At 39.4% G+C, this 20,845-nt stretch carries 21 protein-coding genes and 1 pseudogene; 4 read left to right on the top strand and 18 right to left on the bottom strand.

Annotated elements, in window-relative coordinates; all coding sequences use genetic code 11:
• Positions 1-36: 36 nt before the first annotated feature.
• The 6 genes from alsE to NST09_RS09255 all read right to left on the bottom strand — a co-directional run bounded on the left by alsE (position 37) and on the right by NST09_RS09255 (position 5,762).
• Positions 37-729: a D-allulose 6-phosphate 3-epimerase gene (gene alsE / locus NST09_RS09230; protein ID WP_052320583.1), complete on the bottom strand. Its 693-nt coding sequence runs from the start codon at positions 727-729 to the stop codon at positions 37-39.
• A 17-nt stretch (positions 730-746) separates the two neighbouring features.
• A complete protein-coding gene (locus NST09_RS09235; RefSeq protein ID WP_052320582.1) occupies positions 747-2,009 on the bottom strand; it encodes a PTS ascorbate transporter subunit IIC in 1,263 nt (420 codons plus the stop codon).
• Positions 2,010-2,035: 26 nt separating this feature from the next.
• Entirely contained in the window at positions 2,036-2,302 is a 267-nt protein-coding gene (locus tag NST09_RS09240) for a PTS sugar transporter subunit IIB (RefSeq protein ID WP_017359544.1), read from the bottom strand.
• A gap of 15 nt (positions 2,303-2,317) precedes the next feature.
• Positions 2,318-4,390, bottom strand: coding sequence for a BglG family transcription antiterminator (locus NST09_RS09245; protein ID WP_268389103.1), 2,073 nt, complete (start codon positions 4,388-4,390; stop codon positions 2,318-2,320).
• Between the two features lie 288 nt (positions 4,391-4,678).
• Positions 4,679-5,119, bottom strand: coding sequence for a hypothetical protein (locus NST09_RS09250; RefSeq protein WP_008343720.1), 441 nt, complete (start codon positions 5,117-5,119; stop codon positions 4,679-4,681).
• 199 nt (positions 5,120-5,318) lie between these two features.
• Complete coding sequence (locus tag NST09_RS09255) at positions 5,319-5,762, bottom strand: GNAT family N-acetyltransferase (RefSeq protein WP_017359541.1); 444 nt, start codon at positions 5,760-5,762, stop codon at positions 5,319-5,321.
• A gap of 108 nt (positions 5,763-5,870) precedes the next feature.
• Here NST09_RS09255 and NST09_RS09260 point away from each other — a divergent pair, with 108 nt between their 5' ends.
• A complete protein-coding gene (locus NST09_RS09260; protein WP_017359540.1) occupies positions 5,871-7,247 on the top strand; it encodes a PLP-dependent aminotransferase family protein in 1,377 nt (458 codons plus the stop codon).
• A gap of 283 nt (positions 7,248-7,530) precedes the next feature.
• Here the strand turns inward: NST09_RS09260 and NST09_RS09265 are convergent, their stop codons facing one another.
• From NST09_RS09265 to NST09_RS09275, 3 genes and pseudogenes are all read right to left on the bottom strand, one after another.
• Positions 7,531-8,004 carry a GNAT family N-acetyltransferase gene (locus NST09_RS09265; RefSeq protein WP_008343714.1) on the bottom strand — a complete coding sequence of 158 codons (474 nt, stop codon included), beginning with the start codon at positions 8,002-8,004 and terminating at the stop codon, positions 7,531-7,533.
• Between the two features lie 118 nt (positions 8,005-8,122).
• Positions 8,123-8,275, bottom strand: a pseudogene (locus NST09_RS09270) (DUF6262 family protein); the annotation flags it as partial.
• A gap of 23 nt (positions 8,276-8,298) precedes the next feature.
• On the bottom strand, positions 8,299-8,718 hold the full coding sequence (locus NST09_RS09275; RefSeq protein WP_046344981.1) for a MarR family transcriptional regulator: 420 nt from the start codon (positions 8,716-8,718) through the stop codon (positions 8,299-8,301).
• A 170-nt stretch (positions 8,719-8,888) separates the two neighbouring features.
• Between NST09_RS09275 and NST09_RS09280 the strand changes: the two genes are divergently transcribed.
• Positions 8,889-10,409: an MDR family MFS transporter gene (locus NST09_RS09280; protein WP_025207446.1), complete on the top strand. Its 1,521-nt coding sequence runs from the start codon at positions 8,889-8,891 to the stop codon at positions 10,407-10,409.
• A 39-nt stretch (positions 10,410-10,448) separates the two neighbouring features.
• Here the strand turns inward: NST09_RS09280 and NST09_RS09285 are convergent, their stop codons facing one another.
• From NST09_RS09285 to NST09_RS09305, 5 genes are all read right to left on the bottom strand, one after another.
• Entirely contained in the window at positions 10,449-11,318 is an 870-nt protein-coding gene (locus NST09_RS09285; RefSeq protein ID WP_025207447.1) for a class II fructose-bisphosphate aldolase, read from the bottom strand.
• 2 nt (positions 11,319-11,320) lie between these two features.
• The gene (locus NST09_RS09290; RefSeq protein ID WP_255816709.1) at positions 11,321-11,779 is read right to left on the bottom strand and encodes a fructose PTS transporter subunit IIA; all 459 of its coding nucleotides are present in this window, start codon (positions 11,777-11,779) and stop codon (positions 11,321-11,323) included.
• Between the two features lie 15 nt (positions 11,780-11,794).
• On the bottom strand, positions 11,795-13,210 hold the full coding sequence (locus NST09_RS09295; protein WP_342493536.1) for a PTS fructose transporter subunit IIBC: 1,416 nt from the start codon (positions 13,208-13,210) through the stop codon (positions 11,795-11,797).
• A gap of 12 nt (positions 13,211-13,222) precedes the next feature.
• Positions 13,223-14,137 carry a 1-phosphofructokinase gene (gene pfkB / locus NST09_RS09300; protein WP_342493537.1) on the bottom strand — a complete coding sequence of 305 codons (915 nt, stop codon included), beginning with the start codon at positions 14,135-14,137 and terminating at the stop codon, positions 13,223-13,225.
• Positions 14,138-14,267: 130 nt separating this feature from the next.
• Complete coding sequence (locus NST09_RS09305) at positions 14,268-15,044, bottom strand: MurR/RpiR family transcriptional regulator (RefSeq protein ID WP_007499235.1); 777 nt, start codon at positions 15,042-15,044, stop codon at positions 14,268-14,270.
• Between the two features lie 160 nt (positions 15,045-15,204).
• Here NST09_RS09305 and NST09_RS09310 point away from each other — a divergent pair, with 160 nt between their 5' ends.
• Positions 15,205-16,611, top strand: coding sequence for a phospholipase D family protein (locus NST09_RS09310; protein WP_048001459.1), 1,407 nt, complete (start codon positions 15,205-15,207; stop codon positions 16,609-16,611).
• A gap of 12 nt (positions 16,612-16,623) precedes the next feature.
• On the opposite strand, the gene NST09_RS09315 is transcribed toward NST09_RS09310, so the two are convergent.
• The 3 genes from NST09_RS09315 to NST09_RS09325 are packed head-to-tail and all read right to left on the bottom strand — an operon-like array spanning position 16,624 to position 18,256.
• Positions 16,624-17,109: a DMT family transporter gene (locus NST09_RS09315; protein WP_338335630.1), complete on the bottom strand. Its 486-nt coding sequence runs from the start codon at positions 17,107-17,109 to the stop codon at positions 16,624-16,626.
• 21 nt (positions 17,110-17,130) lie between these two features.
• Complete coding sequence (locus NST09_RS09320) at positions 17,131-17,817, bottom strand: Crp/Fnr family transcriptional regulator (RefSeq protein WP_060781099.1); 687 nt, start codon at positions 17,815-17,817, stop codon at positions 17,131-17,133.
• A gap of 13 nt (positions 17,818-17,830) precedes the next feature.
• A complete protein-coding gene (locus NST09_RS09325) occupies positions 17,831-18,256 on the bottom strand; it encodes a DMT family transporter (protein WP_008343684.1) in 426 nt (141 codons plus the stop codon).
• 212 nt (positions 18,257-18,468) lie between these two features.
• Between NST09_RS09325 and NST09_RS09330 the strand changes: the two genes are divergently transcribed.
• Positions 18,469-19,896 (top strand): aldehyde dehydrogenase family protein, encoded by a 1,428-nt coding sequence (locus NST09_RS09330; RefSeq protein WP_079919843.1) that lies wholly within the window; start codon positions 18,469-18,471, stop codon positions 19,894-19,896.
• 168 nt (positions 19,897-20,064) lie between these two features.
• On the opposite strand, the gene NST09_RS09335 is transcribed toward NST09_RS09330, so the two are convergent.
• Positions 20,065-20,760: a hypothetical protein gene (locus tag NST09_RS09335; RefSeq protein WP_282900610.1), complete on the bottom strand. Its 696-nt coding sequence runs from the start codon at positions 20,758-20,760 to the stop codon at positions 20,065-20,067.
• Between the last annotated feature and the right edge of the window lie 85 nt (positions 20,761-20,845).

Genomic DNA, 20,845 nt, shown 5'->3' on the forward strand with positions numbered 1-20,845 from the left:
GCGTAAAAAAGAGGATGGGTTTCATCCTCTTTTTTACTAAAGTGATTTCATTGTGGCTGTTTCTTTTGCGAACAATTGCTTCATTATTTCCCATGCTTTATCTAATTCTTCGTGAAGTCCAAATAAACCTGAGGTGCCGATGATGTAAATTTCATTTCCTGCCTCAGCAAGCAACCGGAACGTGCTTTCATTACAAGAGCCGTCTACCTCAATTGAAAATGAGTATCCCCGCTTCTCTTTGATTTCTTTCACCTCTTTCATTTTCGGAAGCATTTCTTTGATAAAAGGCTGACCCGCAAACCCTGGGTCAATTGTCATGATCGTCACCCGGTCTATTAAATGAATAAAAGCATCTAATGCTGCAACTGGTGTGGCGGGATTGAGAACAAAGCCGACCTCACACTTTCTTTCTTGGATATGCCGAATGATTCGAAAAACGTCTTTTTGCACCACTTCTGGATGTAAACAAATCATCGTTGCGCCTGCATCAATACATGCATCAATTAAAAATTCCTGAGGCTGTTCGGCCATTAGATGAACATCAATCGGAACGTCTGTCAGTTTCCGAAGTTGTTCAATGAAAAAGGGTGATAAGGTCATATTTTTTACATAATGACCATCCATGACGTCGACATGATAACGGTCTGCCCTTGTGTTCAGAAGCTGAATTTGTTCACGGAAGTGTGTTAAATCCATGCACATCAATGAAGGTGAGAAAATAGCTGTCATCCTGAAATGCCTCCTTTTTAAAGATGAAATAAAAATTTGATCAATCCAATCAAGATTCCGATGATACCGAAGTCTGTATCTCCAAATGTTGTCCCTTCAAAGCCAAGAGTGCCTAACACAGGAAGTAAACAAGCTGGCAAAAATGAAAGGAGTATTCCATTCACAAAGGAACCGGCGACTGCACCTCTCACTCCCCCCGTTGCATTGCCATATACGCCCGCTGTCGCACCGCAGAAAAAGTGCGGCACAAGTCCAGGAACAATGACAGTTAAACCAAACAAAGGAAGAAGGAAAATAGACACGATGCCTCCTGCAAAACTGCATAAAAAACCGATGATCACTGCATTTGGAGCAAATGGGAAAACAGTTGGCGCATCAAGTGCCGGCTTTGCCCCTTTAACGAAACGATCGGCAATCCCTTTGAAAGCAGGCACAATTTCCCCGATGGCCATCCGTACACCTGCTAAAATAATGTACACCCCAGCAGCAAAGGTAATGGCCTGAATGAGAATGAAGACAGCAAAGTTCGTACCACCACTAATGTTTTCTATATATGAAATTCCCGCAAACGGTGCAATCGCAAAGAAAAGCAAAGCCATCGTAATGGAGATAGCCACCGATGTATCTCTGAGAAAACCGAGTGATTTAGGCACTTGAATGGTTTCCGTTGATTTCTCTGGGCGCCCGACCCATTTGCCGATCATTCCCGCTGTAAAATAGCCGAACGTACTGAAATGACCGAGTGCCAGATCATCGCTTCCAGTGACTTTCCTTGTAAACGGCTGAAGGATTGCGGGAGCAATGACCATTGCCGCACCTAATACGATTGAACCAGTGGTGATCAGCAGTGTTCCTTGCATGCCGGCTGTTGACAGAACGACTGCAAGCATAGCCGCCATATATAGCGTATGATGCCCAGTTAAAAAGACGTATTTAAAGGGTGTGAATTTTGCCAAAAGCAAATTGACCAACATGCCAAAAATCATAATGAGCGCTGTCTGTGTACCGAATTCCTTTTGGGCAATGGCCGCCATGGCATCTGTATTTGGGACAACCCCTTGAATGTGAAAGGCTGCTTCAAACATCTTCCTGAAAACCCCAAGTGAATCAGATACGACTGTGGCGCCCGCTCCTAATATTAAAAAACCCATTGTTGTTTTTAAGGTGCCTGATACAGTATCGGCAGCTGACTTTTTCTGCAAAAGTAAACCAGCGAGTGCAAACAAACCGATGAGAATTGCGGGTGTGCCCAATATATCGTTCATGATCAGTTCTATCATGATGTGAATCCCCCTTTTTCCGTCGATTATATGTGTTTACGAAGGACGTCTTTAATGGCTTCCTGGTCTAACAAGTTATTTAATCCAGCGACCTTTCTTGTGCCGTCATCCAGCTGATCGATAATGTCTGTTGCGCCAATATAGAGGTCTGCTTGTTCATTTTTGCTTGTACTGAGATCGGTGTGATCCACTTCCGCTAAAAGTCCTAATTCTTCTAATGCCTTTTTGACATTCATTTCAACAATAAAGCTGCTTCCTAAACCGTTTCCGCATACAACAAGAATTTTTTTCATTTTCTTTTTCCTCCTTTATACTTGTGAAAATCGATTGATTAGTTGTTGAATGGCTGCTAATTCCTCTGCTTCAATCAATTGTCTCACCCGTTTTTCTTCACTTAACAGCATCGTCAGCTGTTTGAGTGCTTTCAGGTGGGTCATACTGTCAATGGCAGCTAATACAATGATGAGACGAACTTGCTTTTTTCCATCCTTTGAAAAGGAAACGGGTTGATGACATGACATAAGTGACATGCTTAATTTGTTCACGCCATCCTCTGGTCTGGCATGCGGAATTGCCACTTGTGGCGCAATCACAATATAAGGGCCATTTTGATGAACAGACTGGATCATCGCTTTCACATAACTTTCCTGAATCGCTTGTTGATCAAGCAAAGGCTGCGCTGCTTTTGTAATGGCCTCCTGCCATGTGTCTGCTGTTTGCTGGAGCTGAATGGTTTCTTCTGTTAATAAATCGTTTAACACTGGTTTCCACCCTTTCTGGTGTGATACATATGTGGAATGAAGCAGCTCCTTCAAGTCATGAAGCAATGCTTTTTCATTTTGAACGATGGTATGCTGCTGAATGATATTGAATAAAGCATTCACATGGTGCTCATCAAGCTTAGGTTCTGAGCCTTCTCCATATTGAAGCAATGTTTTTTTCTCATAAGCAGTGAGAATCGGGTGCACGAGATGAACAGGTTTTCCTTTAAACGATATAGGTGTCGTTGACACAACAAAGTCGGCATCAATGGATGTTAATTCTTCATATGAACGTTTTGATAACAGTCCGCGTATGTCGATGTAGCCGATTAATTCAAGAAGCTGCGTTTTCAGCATGTGACTGGTGCCAATTCCTTCTCCGCAGACAATGTAAACAGAACGTTTCGCAATCGATGAAATCCCTTCTCTTCTCATCCAGCCGCCAAAATGCATCGCCACATAGGCAATTTCATGATCGCTCATCTTTGAACAGGCTGCCTTCTCTAAATGGCAAGCAACCTTTTGCGTGATGTCAAACACCTCTGGCTGTGCATGTTTCATGGAATCTGTTAATTCATTGATGATCTCAATGTGATAGATGAGCCTATAATAGGCCGGAATTAAATGCATGGTTAAGTTTTGTTCCAAGACTTCTACTTCCTGGAAGGAAATACACGCATAACGCTGAAAGTCCATGATCATTTGTCTCGCAATGGTTCGAATGAGATGTTCTTCTGGTTTTTGACTTGTTGGAAGTTTTTGTTTTTTGGCACTGAGCCATAAGGTGCTAAGAAAATAGATTTCATCATCATGAACCAAAAGACTGGTTTCTTTTTGAATTTGCGCCATGAAACGAATAGCAGCCAAGCATTCATCTGTTTCCTGCAGTGTCCGTTTTTCTTCTGTTGAAATGTGTACAGCACGTCCTAGCTTCATCCGTTTAAAGTAGAAAAAGAGATCCATAGACAGCTGATCCAGCATGTCATCTGCAAATTCAAGCTTCAGATCTTGTTCGGATTGTTGAAGGAGATCATGTATTCTCTTATATGAGATAGGACCCTTTAACCAAACCGATGGAAACGTTTTTTCATTTTTTATCATGGTGCGAATGAAATGAATATAAGGTTTCAGCGCCAACCGAATTGTTCTTTCTTCTCCTGAAATTAAATAGCCACTGGCCGCCTGATAATGAAGTGTAAGCTGCTGTTTTGAAAGTGCTTCTTTTAGTTGTTTCATATCTTCAAGCAGTGTATTGCGGCTTACCTTCGTCATCTCCATAAAATCATCAATTTTTAGATGCTTTTCACTGCATGCAATGGATAGGAGCAAGATGGCACGTCTTTCTTTTACACATGGTTCATAGTCATGACCGACAAGAACAGTGTCAGCTTTTTCGATAATGACTTCTTTCTCGTGTGGATGTAAATAGTAGCCTCGTTGATCTTTTCGCTGGACGCCACTAAGCTGATGGGTTTCCAGCCAACTATTCATTCGTTTGATTTCAGCGTAGACCGTTCGAGTAGAGACATTCAGTCGATTCTGTAAATCTTCAATTGATAGATAAGTGGTCGTGTGAAGCAGCATCGATAATAAAGTCGTGCCCCTTTTGGTTAAGTGCAGTTGGAATCCCTCCCCTCTTCCCTTTGGTTATAAGTCTAATCAACTCGCATGAGTCAAAGAAGTCCAAATGTTTTCAGTAAATGTTGTGCAGGTTTTTGGGTGTTCTTTTGTTATAAGAAAAAGCACACTCGTTTGAGTGTGCTTTGAGACTTGTATACAAAGAGCTCTTTGTCTTCTTTTACGTGTTTGAGGACGAATAAACGCAAAAAACCTAGAATGGTATAAAGCCAGTCAAGGTTTTTTCACTTCTTATTCATCTTTTATTTTTCCTATATGTGACGCTTAAAATTATTTTTTGTTTAAACTAAATCCGAAATCCAAATCGTTTTCAAATGAAATACAAATACTCCAATCACCTTCTAATGATATAAAGTAGTGGTGCTGTGGGATATCTAAAAAATAGACTAGTAACTCTTCTAGATGTTTTAATTCAAACTGGTACCCAAACTCTGTAAGGTTATCCCCTATGTAAATTACTTGTAAGTTATTATCTAAATATTTTTCTTTTAATTCAGTTATAAAGAGAAGAGCATCAGAAAGTAACGATTCATGATTTGAGCTCTTACTATAATGTTTATTGGTTTGTAACCAATCTATTTTTGAACCAGCAAAATCAAATTTTTGTTCTATTAAGTCTAAATAAATTTTTGGATTTTTATGTACTTTGACATATTTAAGAAGGTCTTTTAATTCCAAATCCTTTATTAGATCTTCATCATAAGAATTCAATAAAATTACCCCCCTTTGTGTTTTTTAAAGTCTTTCTTGACAAAATCCATAGGAATCGCTGTTTCGTCATTTTGTTGCAAACAATTCAGTGTACAATGCCATTGTAGCTTGCTGATCCGTCTCTGACAAAGCATATTCATCTTTTTTTGACCGAGTTATATTGAATTTTCTGCCATACCAAAACTTCATTCTTCTGTGTTCAATCCCAATAATAAATATAGTGCTGAGTTGAAGAATCGCTTGTCATCCCCATTTTTTCATACAATTGTTGTGCTTTTATATTAGAAGTCGCTGTTTCTAAACAGATAAATCGGGTTCCTTTATCGTTTGCAAATGAAAATGCTTTTTTCATCAATTCCTTACCTACTCCCTTTTGACGAAAATCGTTTATAACAAACAAATCATTTAAAATGAACGCATCTTTCATCGCAACAGATGAAAATGTGGGATACAGTTGTACAAATCCTACATATTGTTCACCTTGCTTTGCAACAAACAAAATAGACTCTTGTTTACGGTATCGTTCCACTAGAAAATGATAAGCACCTTCTATATTAGAAGTCTGTTTATAAAATTGGCGATATTGATCAAATAGAACCGAAACTTGTTTTAAATCATTTTCATTAGCTCTTACTATATCCACTCTTCTATCCCCTTTTCATATCAATTAGTAGTATAATAATCGATATTCTGACATGTAAAAATGTACAGATTTATACTTTATTAAATGTCAGAAGGGAGGAATGAAGAAATGAAACATTATATTTTCCCTTTCAGTGCCAATCAACCAAAATATAAACAAATTTATGAGCAATTTAAAAAATTAATCGAGGAGGGAAAGTTAAAAACAGGAGAAAATCTTCCTTCCATTCGTTCACTAGCCAATGACCTAGGTGTTAGTCGCCACACTACACTACAAGCATATGATCAATTATTAGCTGAAGGATATATTCAAGCCAATGAGCGTAAAAGCTATAGTGTCAATGAATTTGAACCGATATTTCTTCAAACCTCTATTTCAGAAGTACCTAGAAATGAACCAATACAATTGATCGATTTCATTGATTTCAAAGCAAGTACTGTTGATGAGGAACAATTCCCTTTAAAAGTTTGGCGGCAAATTTCCAACAAAGTGCTGCAGCAATCCATTAGCTTTCAATATGGAGAACCTTTTGGAGAACCGGGGTTTAAACAAGAACTGGCTGATTATTTATTTCAAGCGAGAGGTATGATCATTAACCCCAAAAATATTATCGTTGGAAGTAATACACAGCAACTACTGTTGTATTTGGGATTTCTATTAAAAGAACGTTTTTCTAGTATGATTGTTGAAAACCCTGGTTATAGCGGTGTACGGGAGGTCTTTCATTTACATGGATTTGAAATGGAGAGTATTCCTGCATTAAAACAGGGTGTATTATTGGACCCACTTGTACATAAAAAGGGGAAATTATTGTATATCACACCTTCACATCAATATCCTACTGGTACTGCACTATCGATTCAACAAAGAATTGAATTGATTCAATGGGTACGATCAAAAAACGGTTTCTTATTAGAGGACGATTACGATGGAGAATTTCGATATGGACAAAAACCATTTCCTGCTTTAGCCTCTTTAGATGCTGCACATGTCATTTATTTTGGTACGTTTTCGAAAGCATTTCTACCAGCTATACGATTAGCATATATGGTGTTACCTGATTCATTAATCAATATCTATATGAGTAAATTTGAACATTTCGAACATAATGCTTCTTTATTGCACCAACTGACCATGACTGAATTTATGAAAAGTGGGGAATGGACAAAGCATATTAAGCGTATGCGCAATACTTATAAAAGGAAAATGAATTTATTGGTTCAACAAGTTCACCATCTATTTGGAGAGCAGATTGAGATCATTGGTGACAATGCAGGGTTATATATCATGTTACGTATATACACTCCCTATTCCGAAAAAGAATTAATTGAAAAAGCTCTTCAACAGCATGTTAAAGTGTATCCTACAAGTCATTTATTTATCGGAAATCCACCTGTACAACCGCACATACTGCTCGGTTTCGCAAACCTTTCTCTTGAACAAATCGAAAGAGGTATTTGTTTATTAAAAGAAGCATGGGAATAAGATTGGTGGTTCATTGGAGGTTTTTTGTAACTTAGATGGATATACTCATCTAACACTTCCTCTGGTGAATCAATATCCTGATGAAATGTCCCACCTAAAAAATCTTCTAACTTCTTTAAATAACTAGAGCTCTCATTCATTGAATCACCTCTGCAATGTATTATATCTTTTCTACTATTGAAAAAAGTTAAATAAATAAAAGGGTATAACATATTTTATATAACGAATATGTTATACCCTTTCTTCTTAAACTAACGCACCTGTTAGCATAACAAAAAAATGATTATTTTATTTTTTTTAGCATTTTAAAATTAGCCAACTTAACCCCCTTTTTTTCCACAGTTTGTGAACAAACAATTTTGTAACCTAGATGTTCAAAAAATGGCTTAGCTGTGATACTTGCTTCGGTATCAATTTCTAAAAGCTTTAGTTTCTTTGCCTCAGATTCGAGCATATCAACTAAAGCTGTGGCTATACCTTGTCCTTGATAATCTTTATGAACGAATAGTCTATCTAAGTACCCGTTATGCGTTAAATCGCTAAAACCAACAACTTTATCATTCACTTTAGCAACAAATGTTATATTTTGTTCCAATGATTCCTTCCAAGAATTCATTTTAGATTCTTTTTCATCTCTTGGTGCCCAAGCATCCAATTGTACTTGGGAATAATCTTTTGAATTTACGGAATGAACTGTTTCATAAAACAATGAAATAATCTCTTTTGTATCAGTTTCCTTAAACTTTATAATCTCCACTTTCTGTTATACCTCCCCTTTTTAGGATAAGCATCCTAATATACTTATCATTATTTCAGCAACTTCTTCTTGCGCTATACTGCTCCGTTAGTTGAAGGAGGGTGAACGTTATTCTCTCTTATAAATTTTTATAGACATCTGCATATGCTACTTTCAGTTGCTCTCTTAATTGCCTATTTTCCTCTTCCAACTTTTTGTTTTTTCTTTTTAGAGATGCAATGAGAGCATCTTTGTTGTTTTCGTTCATTTCTCGCTTTACTTATTTCGGTGTAGTTAACGCATCAGTGTGCTTTCTTACGATTTAGACTTAAGCAATTGCAGCTCTTGATCCATGATTTCAGCTGCTTCTGAAATAAATTGAATGATTAAATCCAATTCTTCTGGCTTGTATTCATTTGTGAGTTTTTTGGTGGATGCCGATAAAGATAGAAAGAGTTGTTTCACCTGTGATTTCCCAGCCGTTAATGGAACAATGATGACTCTTCGCTTGTCTTTTGGGTCCTTCTCCCTTTTGACGTAGCCTGCTTTTTCTAACCGGTCAATGAGTGCTGTGACTGCACCGGAGCTAAGGCCTGTTTTTTCACTTAATTCCCCCGCTGTGAGTGGTCCAAGTTCGTTTAACAAATCTGCTGATTTGAGATCTGTTGGGAAAAGGCCGAGCGATTGAGCGGCTGCTTGGTGAAATAGGACTGTTCGTGTAGCAAGGCGTCTCATCGTATGTATGATCTGGTCCGCTCTGTCTTCAGCCTCGTTCTTTATTGACAACTTGTTCTCCTCCCTTTAAAATCAATTTATCTTGATCATCAAGATAAATGTTCTCTTACTTTATGGTTAAGTTGATCATAGCAAAAATAATGAGAGAACGTAAGCAGGAGGTAAATGAAATGAATCACGTGGATAAAGGCAAGGCATCCACTCGCTTTGTTGTCGTCGGGTTGCTGTTAGGGATTTTTATGGCAGCGATGGACAACACCATTGTCGCAACAGCAATGGGAAGCATCGTCGCCGATTTGGGCAGTTTTGATAAATTTGCTTGGGTGACTGCTTCTTATATGGTGGCAGTGATGGCCGGTATGCCGATTTATGGAAAGCTTTCAGATATGTATGGTCGAAAGCGTTTTTTTCTGTTTGGACTTATTTTCTTTTTAATTGGATCTGCGCTGTGCGGCATCGCACAAACAATGGATCAGCTCATTATTTACCGTGCGATTCAAGGACTTGGAGGCGGTGCTCTTCTTCCGATCGCTTTCACGATTATCTTTGATATCTTCCCGCCAGAAAAACGCGGGAAAATGTCCGGTATGTTTGGTGCAGTTTTTGGTCTATCCAGTGTATTAGGACCGCTGTTAGGAGCAATTATTACGGATTCGATCGGCTGGCATTGGGTGTTTTATATTAACGTACCAATTGGTATCGTCAGTGTGTTCTTAATCGCCAAATTTTATCAAGAATCGCTCGAGCATCGTAAGCAGAAAATTGACTGGTCAGGTGCCATTACACTTGTCGTTGCGGTTGTCAGTTTAATGTTCGCCCTTGAGCTTGGCGGTAAATCGTATGCATGGGATTCTGTTCAAATCTTGACACTATTTGCTGTGTTTGTAGTCTTCGGCACCATCTTCTTCATTGTTGAACGAAAGGCCGAAGAACCGATTATTTCATTTTGGATGTTTAAAAATCGTTTGTTTGCGACATCTCAAATTTTGGCGTTTTTATATGGCGGGACGTTTATTATTCTAGCTGTCTTTATTCCTATTTTCGTCCAGGCGGTGTACGGTGAATCTGCAACAAGTGCCGGGTTCATTTTAACACCGATGATGATTGGGTCTGTGATTGGCAGTATGATTGGTGGAACGATGCAGACGAAAGTACCTTTTAGACGATTAATGACTATCTCTGTGATTTCATTTTTTGCTGGGATGCTACTGCTTGCCAATATGTCGCCAGATACAGCAAGATTGTGGCTTACGCTCTTTATGATGATTTCAGGTTTTGGTGTTGGATTTAGCTTCTCCCTTCTGCCATCTGCTTCAATGAATGATCTCTCTCCGCGCTACCGCGGCAGTGCTAATTCTACCAATTCGTTCATGAGATCACTTGGGATGACTTTAGGCGTGACGATTTTTGGAACGATACAAACCAATGTCCTGACAAATCGTTTAGCAGATGCTTTTAGCGGAATGAAAGGAGCTTCTTCTCAAGTTGGTGACCCACAAGCCATTTTCCAAGAGGGGGCACGCTCACAAATTCCGCCTGATATTTTAAATAAAGTGATTGATGCGATGTCACAAAGTATTACATATGTATTTATGATTGCTTTATTCCCGATTGCACTTGCGGCGATTACGGTCGTATTTATGGGAAATGCACGAGTACGTACATCAAATGAAATGAAAGAAAGCGAATAATGAAAAAAAGCAGAGCCGCATCGCTCTGCTTTTTTCATTTTATTGATATAAAAGTTGGGCTTTTCCTTCACTGCCAACGATCTTTATTTTAGATGTGACCATGTCTTTGGCTGCTTGTTTTGCTTTTTGTAAATACATACGCGGATCTAAACTTTCAGGTTCGTTTGAGAAATGATCACGAATCGCTTCAGAGTATGCATTTTTCAGTTCAGTGGACACATTGACCTTTGCCATACCGAGTGCGACACATCTTTTGACATCCTCATCTGGTACAGCTGAACCACCATGAAGGACAAGTGGTACATCGACAAGCGCTGCAATTTGTTCAATGCGGTCAAAGTCGATATCCGGCACCCCTTTATAGATGCCGTGGGCCGTGCCGATCGCAGGTGCTAAAGTAGGTACACTAGTTTCTTCTACAAATTGACGGCATTCAGATGGAATGGCTTTTTGAGCATCCTTTTCATCCACGACAATATCATCTTCTACCCCGCCTACCTTGCCTAACTCGGCTTCTACATTTACACCTACTTTTAAGGCAAGGTCCACCACTTCTTTTGTGCGACGTACATTTTCTTCATATGAATGCATGGAAGCATCGATCATCACGGATGTATATCCTGCTCGTATACAAGTAAGAATTACATCAAAATCAGTGCAATGATCGAGATGAAGGCCGATTGGGATTTGGTATTGATCAGCTGCCGCCTTTACTGTATCTGCAATGGCTTTTGCACCAAGCGATTGGACCGTGCCAACCGTTGTTTGCAAAATGACAGGTGATTTTAATTCAGCTGCCGTTTCGAGTACCCAGTAAATACTATCAAAGGAATGTACATTGAATGCGACAATTCCGTATTTTTCTTTTTTTGCTGCTTCAAGCATAGGTGTTGTGGAAAGTAAAGGCATAGTCAAACATCCTCTCTCGTCAGAATCTCTGTTTTTAATAAAGTGAGCATTTCTTCATTTGTTCTTGTTTCGAGCAGTTTTTGCCGTTTCGTTTCATCCATTAAGCCGCGTGAAAGAGCAGAAAGTGCTTGTAAATGAGTGGTTCCTGCTTCACTTTTTGGGATGAGTAAGGATAAGAAGAAAAAGCAAGGCTTCCCATCAAAAGCGTCCCATTCGATTCCGGTTTCTGTACGGACGATGACGAGTGCCGGTACTTGAATGGCGTCTGACTGTGTATGCGGAATGGCAAATCCATCTTGAAAGCCGGTTGTACTAAGAGCTTCTCTTTCAGCTAGTCCTTTTTTGACTGCCTCAGGAGATGTACAAATCCCTGCTTCAGAGGCAATGTCAGCTATGGCTGCGAAAACGCCAGCCTGTGAAGAAGCCGTTTCATGTAGATTCATATAAATATGTTCCATCATTTCTCTTCCTCCCTATTAAACTGCGGGTTTGTCTATTTTCTTGCGGTAAAGTCCGTATAGAATCGCACCTACAAGTGAGCCGATGAGTATGGAAAGCACCCACTGAAATGCCCCTGTGACGACTGGTAAGACAAGGAATCCACCATGCGGAGCAGGAACCTGTACGCCAAACAGATAGGTCAAAATGGCAGAGATGGCCGAGCCAAACATGATAATTGGCAGGACAACGACTGGGTTTTTGGCTGCAAATGGAATGGCTCCTTCGGTAATATGAGTCGCTCCGAGAATATAGTTGATCATCCCAGCATTTCGTTCTTGTGGTGTGAAATGTTTTCGGAAAATCGTTGTGGCAATCGCAATGATAAGCGGTGGTGTAATACATGCTGCTGACACCCCTGCCATGAAGTAAAGGTTACCTTCTGCGAGTAAAGCCGTTCCTGTGACATAGGCTGCTTTGTTAAAAGGTCCTCCCATATCAAATCCACACATGGCTCCAACAATTAAGCCTAAAAGCAATGGATTTGTGGATTGAACTGATGAGAGAAAATCCATTAATGAATGATTTAGCGCTGTAATTGGAACTAATAGCGGGGTCATGACAGCCCCAATTAAGAAAATACCGATAACAGGATAGATGAAAATTGATTTTAATCCGTCAAGTGATGCTGGTAATTTTTGAAGCAGGAATTGAAGAAGTACGATGATATACCCTGCTGCAAAACCTGCGATAATACCACCTAAGAATCCAGCGCCTCCATCGTTTGCAAGCAGGCCACCGATAAATCCGACAACCATCCCTGGGCGTTTGGCGATTGAATCAGCGATAAACGCTGCTAAAATAGGCACCATTAAGCTAAAGCCGAGCCCGCCAATGTTTTTCAAGTAGGCAGCGAACGGATGATACGTTTCATGCTGAGGATCAGCTGAGTAAATACCGAATAGAAAAGATAAAGCGATTAAGACACCGCCCCCAACAACAAATGGAAGCATGTGTGATACACCGTTCATTAAATGCTTATAGATGGTGTGTATCCACTTATTCGCTGACTTTTGTTGAGCGGATGAAGACGTAGATGGTTTTTCTGTTCCAGAAGCTCTTCCTTTCACTTGATGAACGGGTGCTTCTCCATTGATAATGCCTTGAATCAGTTCATTTGGCGTGCGGATACCCTTCGCTACAGGCACTTCAATCAGTGGTTTGCCGTGAAAACGATCTGTATTCACATCTTTGTCCGCTGCAACAATAACGCCATCTGCTTCCAAAATGTCTTGATCAGTTAAAGCGTTTTCAATTCCTACTTGACCATGCGTTTCAACTTTGATGTCGACCCCTAATTGCTCAGCTGCGATTTTTAATGCCTCAGCTGCCATAAATGTGTGCGCAATGCCTGTTGGACAGCCAGTGGCAGCGACAATTTTCTTACGGCTCATGTGAACTCCCCCTTATATGTTCTGAATGTGTATTTGCTCAATTAATGAATCAATGTCATGTAAATCACTTAACCCTTTTGAAAAGGCGGTAGATGCCCCTGTTGCAATGCCGTAGCGTAAGCATTCTTCCGAAGGTTGTCCTTCCAGCTGTTTACTTAGGAATGCAGCGAGCATGGCATCACCAGAACAAGCCGTATTTACGACCGTTCCTATTGGTGCATTTCCTTTTAATACGGCTTCATTTGTAAGGAATAGTGCTCCTTCCCCTCCTCGGGAAATGAGTACTTGCTCTGCACCCATCTCGATCAGCTTTCGCCCTGATTCAACGAGTTCTGTTTCTGATAAACGGTAGGTTTTTCCAAAAAATGCGGCCATCTCTTCTTCATTTGGTTTTAGTAAATATGGTTTGTATTGAAGTGTTTCTAAAACCGCTTTAGAGCTTGTGTCTAAAATAAATTTCACGTTGTTTTGATGACAAATAGCGGCTATCTCTGAGAAAATGCTAGCAGGAACGCCTTTAGGCAGACTGCCTGACATAATGAAGATGCTGCCTTTTGGAATGGTCGAGATTTTTTCGCGAAAGGCATCAAGCGCTTTTGCCTCAATAGCAGGTCCTTGATTCACAAGCTTGTATTCTTCCGTTGTGTTAATAAATACATTAATGCGTGTAATCCCATCCACTGGGATAAAATCAGTTTGAATGGAGAGATCGTTTAACGATTGTTCAATATATGAACCTGAAAACCCAGCAATAAATCCTAATGCAGTGCTGGTGAAGCCATATTTCTTTAGCATAATGGACACATTAACACCTTTTCCATTCGGCTGATAATCCTCATCTTCCGTGCGGTTGACTGTATCTGCCCGCATTTCTTTTAATGCAATATATAGGTCAATAGCAGGATTTAAGGTGCAGGTATAAATCAATTGGTTTCACCTTCTTTCTTTTCTCTAAAGAAAGTATCTCATACGATTCAGTGAAAATGTTTTCAGATTGTGTAAAGGTTTTCACGGTAAAAAGCCTCCCATCATAAAGTGTGGAAGGCTTTTTGAGTGTTTATTTCATCCGAATCACATAGGCGTCTAGTAAAATGCGGGCAATGACATGAAGCGACAGGCGGGACCTGACTTCGTAATCTGGGAAGAATGATTGTTCCCCTTTATATCCGACGAGTGTCATATCTGATATTTTACTTAATGTAGAATCAATTCTAGTTGTGACCGTAATGGTCGTGACTTGCTTCATACTGAGGTTTTGGCAGGCTTCTACTAGTTCCGACGTTTCTCCATTTAATGAAACAAAGATGGCAAGTTCGTTTTTATCAATGTCACGCGATTTGAGCCGAATGATATTCGGGTCGTCATGAACTTCACATGTTTTTCCGATGAGCTGCAATTTGATGGTCATCTCTTTGGCGATCATCTCTGAGAAGCCTCTGCCAAAAATATAAATTTTGTCCGCATCGTGGATTTTTTGAACTGCATCCTCAATTTGCCCAATACTTTGCAGTTGAATCGTCTTTAAGACCTCTTCTTCATTTTTTCGAATGGCTAGTTTGATGTCTTCGTCAATATTTTTTAGTTGATCACTATCATCTGTCATTTTCTTTTCTTGTTTCAATCGATATTTAAAGGATGTATAGCCATTGTATCCGATTTTCTTCATCAGTCTGACAATGGTCGCTGTCGACACGTTGGCTCTTTCACTTAATGTGACGATGGATAAGGTGGAGATATCCTCTAAATGCTGGTGAATATAATGCAGTAAATAACGTTCTGTTTCACTTAACGTTTGATACACATCACTTGGTATGTTAAATAATGGTTCATTCAATGCGATTCCCCCTTACTCATTTCATACTATAATTAAATGCCCTATGAAAACAAGGTGATTCTTTTATCCTGTATTTTTCATTAGAAAGCTGAATGAGTGAAATTTTGTTTTTAACATAAGCTAAGAAAAAGAACGGTTTGTGTGAAAGGAGTTGATCACTGTGCTTCAATTCTTGTTTTTTCTGATCCTTTTATATGTGGTGTATGTATTTTTGACCGCATTTGTCTTGTTTTATTTACCGTTTCAAAAAACATGTAAAGAACATTGCATCTATAAAGCTTCTTCCATCTCAGGAGACGACCAAGGCATAAATCAAGTCATGCTGCTTGATGACGGGTTTGAATCGGGTCAAGTGAGAGTTCAAATGATTCGCGAGGCTAAAAAGAACATTCGTTTGAGTTATTATTCCATTCAAAAAGGAAAAACCGCCGAATGGGTGCTTGGTGCTTTAATTGAAGCGGCTGATCGAGGAGTAAAAGTTCAGCTGTTGTTAGATGGCATTTGCCATAGCCTGCGTGGACCGCTGAAGCATTTGCGTTATGCTGTGGCGAATCATCCGAATATGGCCATTCGTTTTTATGAGCCTTTTCGTTTGTTCAAGCCATGGACGTGGCATAACCGCCTTCACGATAAGCTTCTTTTGGCAGATGGCAGGGTCGCTGTCATGGGCGGCAGAAATATTGGTGATAAATACTTTGCAGATCAGCCGCCGAAAGACTTTGCGTATGACCGAGATGTGCTGCTGTACAACGCCAAAAAAGGAAAAGTATTAGATGAAATGGAGCAGTATTTCGTTTATTTGTGGAATCATGATTTTACGAAAAGAACAAAAGATGTATTTTCCAAGGCAAAAGCGAAAAAAGGAAAAAAGCTAAGAAAACAGCTACTTCGATCTTATCAGGAAGCCATTCGTACAAAAGAACCCTTTGTCACGTCCACATATGATTGGGCAAAAGACGCCATTCGTGCAAAGCAGATTGCATTTTTCACAAATCCAGTGGAACGCTTAAATAAACGTCCGCTCGTCTTGAAAAAGTTAAACGATCTCGCACAGCGGTCAAAGCGTTCGGTTCTGATCCAGACGCCTTATGTCATACCGACACGGCCAATGAAAGACGGACTCACGCCATTACCAAGTGATATTCAAACGACGGTCGTGACAAATTCTCTTACAGCGACACCAAACCCTTTAGCATTTGCAGGATATTTAAGCACGAAAAAGGAACTCATGAAAACGGGTGTTCATTTGTATGAATATCAAGGGCCGTATTCAATTCACGCGAAATCAATGGTCATTGATGATAACTTAAGTATTATTGGAACATATAATCTAGATGCAAGATCCAGCTTTTTAAATACTGAATCGATTTTGGTGATTGATAGTGCACCATTTGCGTTATCTCTTACGGAAGCAATCGAACGAAAAATCGCTTATAGTGTTCTCGTAGCGAAAGATCGAACAGAATATAAAGCAAGCGACTATGGACAGAAAAAAAAGCCTTTCATGAAAAGGCTCCTTTTAACTGGTTTATCTACCATAACGGTTTTATGGCGGCGGTTGATTTAAATAAAAGGGCAGCTACTTTTGTGGCAGCCCTTTTTCTTTTGACTGCTCCTCTTCTACTGGTTCAAGCTTGGTTAACTTAAATACGAGGATTCCTGCCACAATGACAAGTACACCTAATAATTTTGTAAAAGAAAATGTTACTTTTTCTAACCCAAGCCAGCCAAGCGAATCAAATAGAAGCGCACAACCTAGCTGGGAGGTGAGAACAATCGAGATTCCATAAGTGGGACCGAGACGTTTGATGCTCTGAACAAGACAGATGACAACGCCTACCCCGATGGCTCCGCTTATCCAGTACCAGGCCTCCATATGCCTTAATTGAAACATGCCGGTTCCTTCTAACAAAAGACCCATCAAAAGTGAAGCAATAGAGCCCATTCCTAGAACTAGCGTCGTTGTTGACCAAGAGCCTGTATGCTCATTAACTTTACTATTAAAAATGGTTTGTAAGCTGACAAGTGCCCCAGCAGTGACAGCTAATATTATTCCTATGATCATATATAAGTCCCTTCGTTTCTTCTATTCATAAATATTGTGTTCTGCTATTTCTAAAAGCCCTTTTTGATCACAAATCGTAATCTTTCCTCTTCGCCTTTCAATCAGCCCTTTTTCTTGGAACTGCTGAATGACCCGATTAATATGGCGGTAGCTTGTTCCAATTAAGCTCGCTGCATCCGTGAGGCGAAGCGGCCGTGCACGCGCGTCATCATCACCTGTTAAAACAGACAATAAATAGCTTGCAAGCCTGACCTCTACAGGGTATAAAAGGTGGAAGCTTAAATCATTTGATTTTGTATAAAATTTGTTTGTGATGCCCTTGAGCAAAAAGGCTAAAACTCGTGGATCGTCCTTTGCATGCCGCATGAGGGCTTGATGAGAAATCCTGAGCATATGTACTTCTGTAACGGCTTCAACTGTATTGACCATATCTGTCTGCTGAACGTATTCAATATCTCCAATCGCCTCAAGTGGGTTTTTAAAGCAAAGAATAAATGTTTTTCCTTCCTTTGTGGTGGTGAAAATCTTTAATTTTCCTTTCACCAGCAAGTACATATACTCCCTTTTATCCCCTTTTGAACAAACCAGCTCACCTTGCTGATAGCGCCACAAGCTCACATGTGAGATGAGTTTTTGATGAAAGACATTCTGTAACTGATGCGTCTTCATATAAGAGGAAAAAAGAGATTCATCATGCAGCTCCTCCATCTGATGCCCTCCTTTATAGTTTTAAGATGATGACGCCTGCAATCATTAAAAAGATGCCTGCATAATGGGGCCATTTCATTTTTTTCTTCTGAACACCAAACCATCCTTTTGCATCGATGGCAAAGGTAAACGCAAGCTGTGCGATAAGTAAAGCAGCGATGGTGAGTGTCACACCAATGATTTGAATGGCAGTGACCTCATTAAAGATAATAATGGCTGCAAATGCACCTCCAATTAAATAAAGAGGCTGCACTTTTTTGTATTCCTTAAAGTGGCCATCCCGTACGATGAGTAAAATGACGAGAGAGATGATAAACCCTGTCAGCTGCGTGATCGTTGCCGCCTGCCACGTCCCGATATCTTGACTAATTCTGGCGTTGGCTACGCCTTGCAGTGTAATACAAGCGCCTCCTAATAATGCGAAAATAACACCTTTCATTCGTTCAAAAGCTCCTTCTTTTTTCAGTCTAGTTCCATTAAATGATAGATGCCCTCATGTTGAAAAGGACATATGTCCCACTTTGCGTATTATATCAGAAACTTTTTCTCATGCAGTTTCTCCGTTTTAGATTTTTCACAGTGGGTACAGTTTTATATGAGCTGAAAACAGAATATTGGATTGAATCACATATAAAAAGGAGACATGTCAGAATGAGAAATCAAGAGAAACACTTTATTAATGGAGAATGGGTCGCATCAACAGGAAACGAAACGACGGAGGTCATTAACCCTGCGACAGAGGAAGTCATTGGCACCATTAGTTTAGGAACGAAAGAAGATTTAGATAAGGCAGTCAAAGCAGCCCGAGCCGCCTTCCCTTCTTTCTCAAAAACATCTCGAAATGAACGAGTAGAAATGCTGGAAAACATTGTGCGCGGGTACGAAAAACGCAAGGATGAACTTGTAGAAGTGATGACAAAAGAGCTTGGTGCACCGCTGAAAGTGTCCGAAGAAGTTCATTACAAAATGGGTTATGAACATTTTTCTAAAGCAGCGGAAGCACTGAAATCTTATACATTTACCGAAGATCGTGGTGGACATACGATTATAAAAGAGGCGATTGGTGTCAGTGGATTAATTACACCGTGGAACTTCCCGACGAATCAGACATCTCTTAAAATTGCGGGTGCCATTGCGGCAGGTTCACCAGTTGTCTTAAAGCCAGCGGAAATTACCCCTTTTGCTGCGATGATTCTTGCAGAAATTATTGATGAAGCAGGTGTACCGAAAGGAGTCTTCAACTTAGTAAACGGAACGGGTGACGTGATTGGCGACGGCATTAGCTCACACCCTGATATTGACTTCGTTTCATTTACAGGATCAGGTGCCGTCGGCTCTAAAATTATGGAAAACGCAGCGGACAATGTGAAGAAAGTAGCACTTGAGCTTGGCGGAAAATCCCCTCTTATCGTCTTAGACGATGCAGATGTGGACGAAGCAGCAGAAACAGCCATTCATCATATTGCAATGAATACAGGTCAAGTGTGTTCTGCAGCTACACGTGTGCTGATTCCAGAATCAATGAAAGACAAGTTTGAAAAAGCGCTGCTGAACGCCCTGCCGAAGTTTACAGTTGGTGATCCGAGAGAAGATCACGCTACTGGCCCGCTTGTTTCTAAAAAGCAGTGGGATACGGTGCAATCTTATATTGAAAAAGGAATCGAAGAAGGTGCTACCCTTCTTGCTGGGGGAACTGGAAAGCCAGACGGAATCGATAAAGGATATTTCGCCAAGCATACCATTTTCACCAATGTGAAAAATGATATGACCATTGCGCAAGAAGAAATCTTTGGGCCAGTCATGAGTGTGATCACGTATCAAGACCTCGATCATGCCCTTGAGATCGCCAACGATACAGTGTATGGTCTTGCCGGGTATGTTGTTGGTCAAGATGAAAAAACATTAAAATTTGTCGCTGAACATATTCGTGCCGGTCAAATCACCATTAACAATGCTGAAACAGATTACTTTGCCCCATTTGGCGGTTTTAAGCAGTCTGGTATCGGAAGAGAATGGGGAGACTTCGGTATCGAAGAATATTTAGAAGTGAAAGCTGTGATGGGACTTCCAACGGCGTAAATAAAGAAAGGAGAAAAACCTTAAGGTTTTTCTCCTTTCTTTATTTAACAATAAGAACCCAGTTCGAATTTTAAGAACATCTCATACTCTCCTATTTATTCTTATCTATAATGATAATACTTATCAAAAAGAAGAGTATTATTTGATGAATAATCGAGAATTTAATTTTTAACTAATTCCCAAAATTACTTCAACTTCTTTAATATGATCTAATTCATAGAACATAAAAAATTCAGCTTCTTTTAGATTTGGAGATTTCATCAAAATCTCTAAACGATCAGAATAATAACCAAAAGAGATTGTTCTCCAATTCACAGCTCTTATCTTTTGCAATTGTTTATAATCCTCTTGGAATTTTTCCTCTCGTTTTAATTTCATTAAATATATTTCATCAATTAAATTGAAAAGTTTATTTGTTTTGGAAACATCAAATCTTCTAATGAGAAGAACAATAAAAACAATTATTAAAATACTTGAAGCAAAATATAAATAAGTATCAAATATACTGAATGAAAGTTTATCAAAATCATTCTGCTGCTCATGTGAGCTATCAAGTAATTTCGGATCGTTAGAATTGTATTTTCTAGAAATAAAATTTAATCCAAAGTTAAAATATGAATTAAAGTAAGAATTCAAAAATAAAAATATTGGCACAATTGTTATTGTAATAATTGAAGCTTTTGTAGAAAAATTGGCAGCTCTTTCGTATTTATCTTTCGCATAAATTCGTAAATCAGAAATTTGACTCAGATTTAATTTTTCTAATTCCTTTCTATGGATTGACACATTCTTTGCTAACTTAAACTTAACTTTTGGATCTTCTAAATCTCTAATAATACTCATATTACCTCCTTGACTAAACATGTTCATTTCACCTTGCACAGCTATTAGAAATCTTAATCATGACAATCAATATTATATATTTTACTTAATGGCAAACTTTCGGTAA

Source organism: Bacillus sp. FSL W7-1346 (assembly GCF_038593335.1).
Lineage (GTDB): Bacteria > Bacillota > Bacilli > Bacillales > Bacillaceae > Bacillus > Bacillus altitudinis.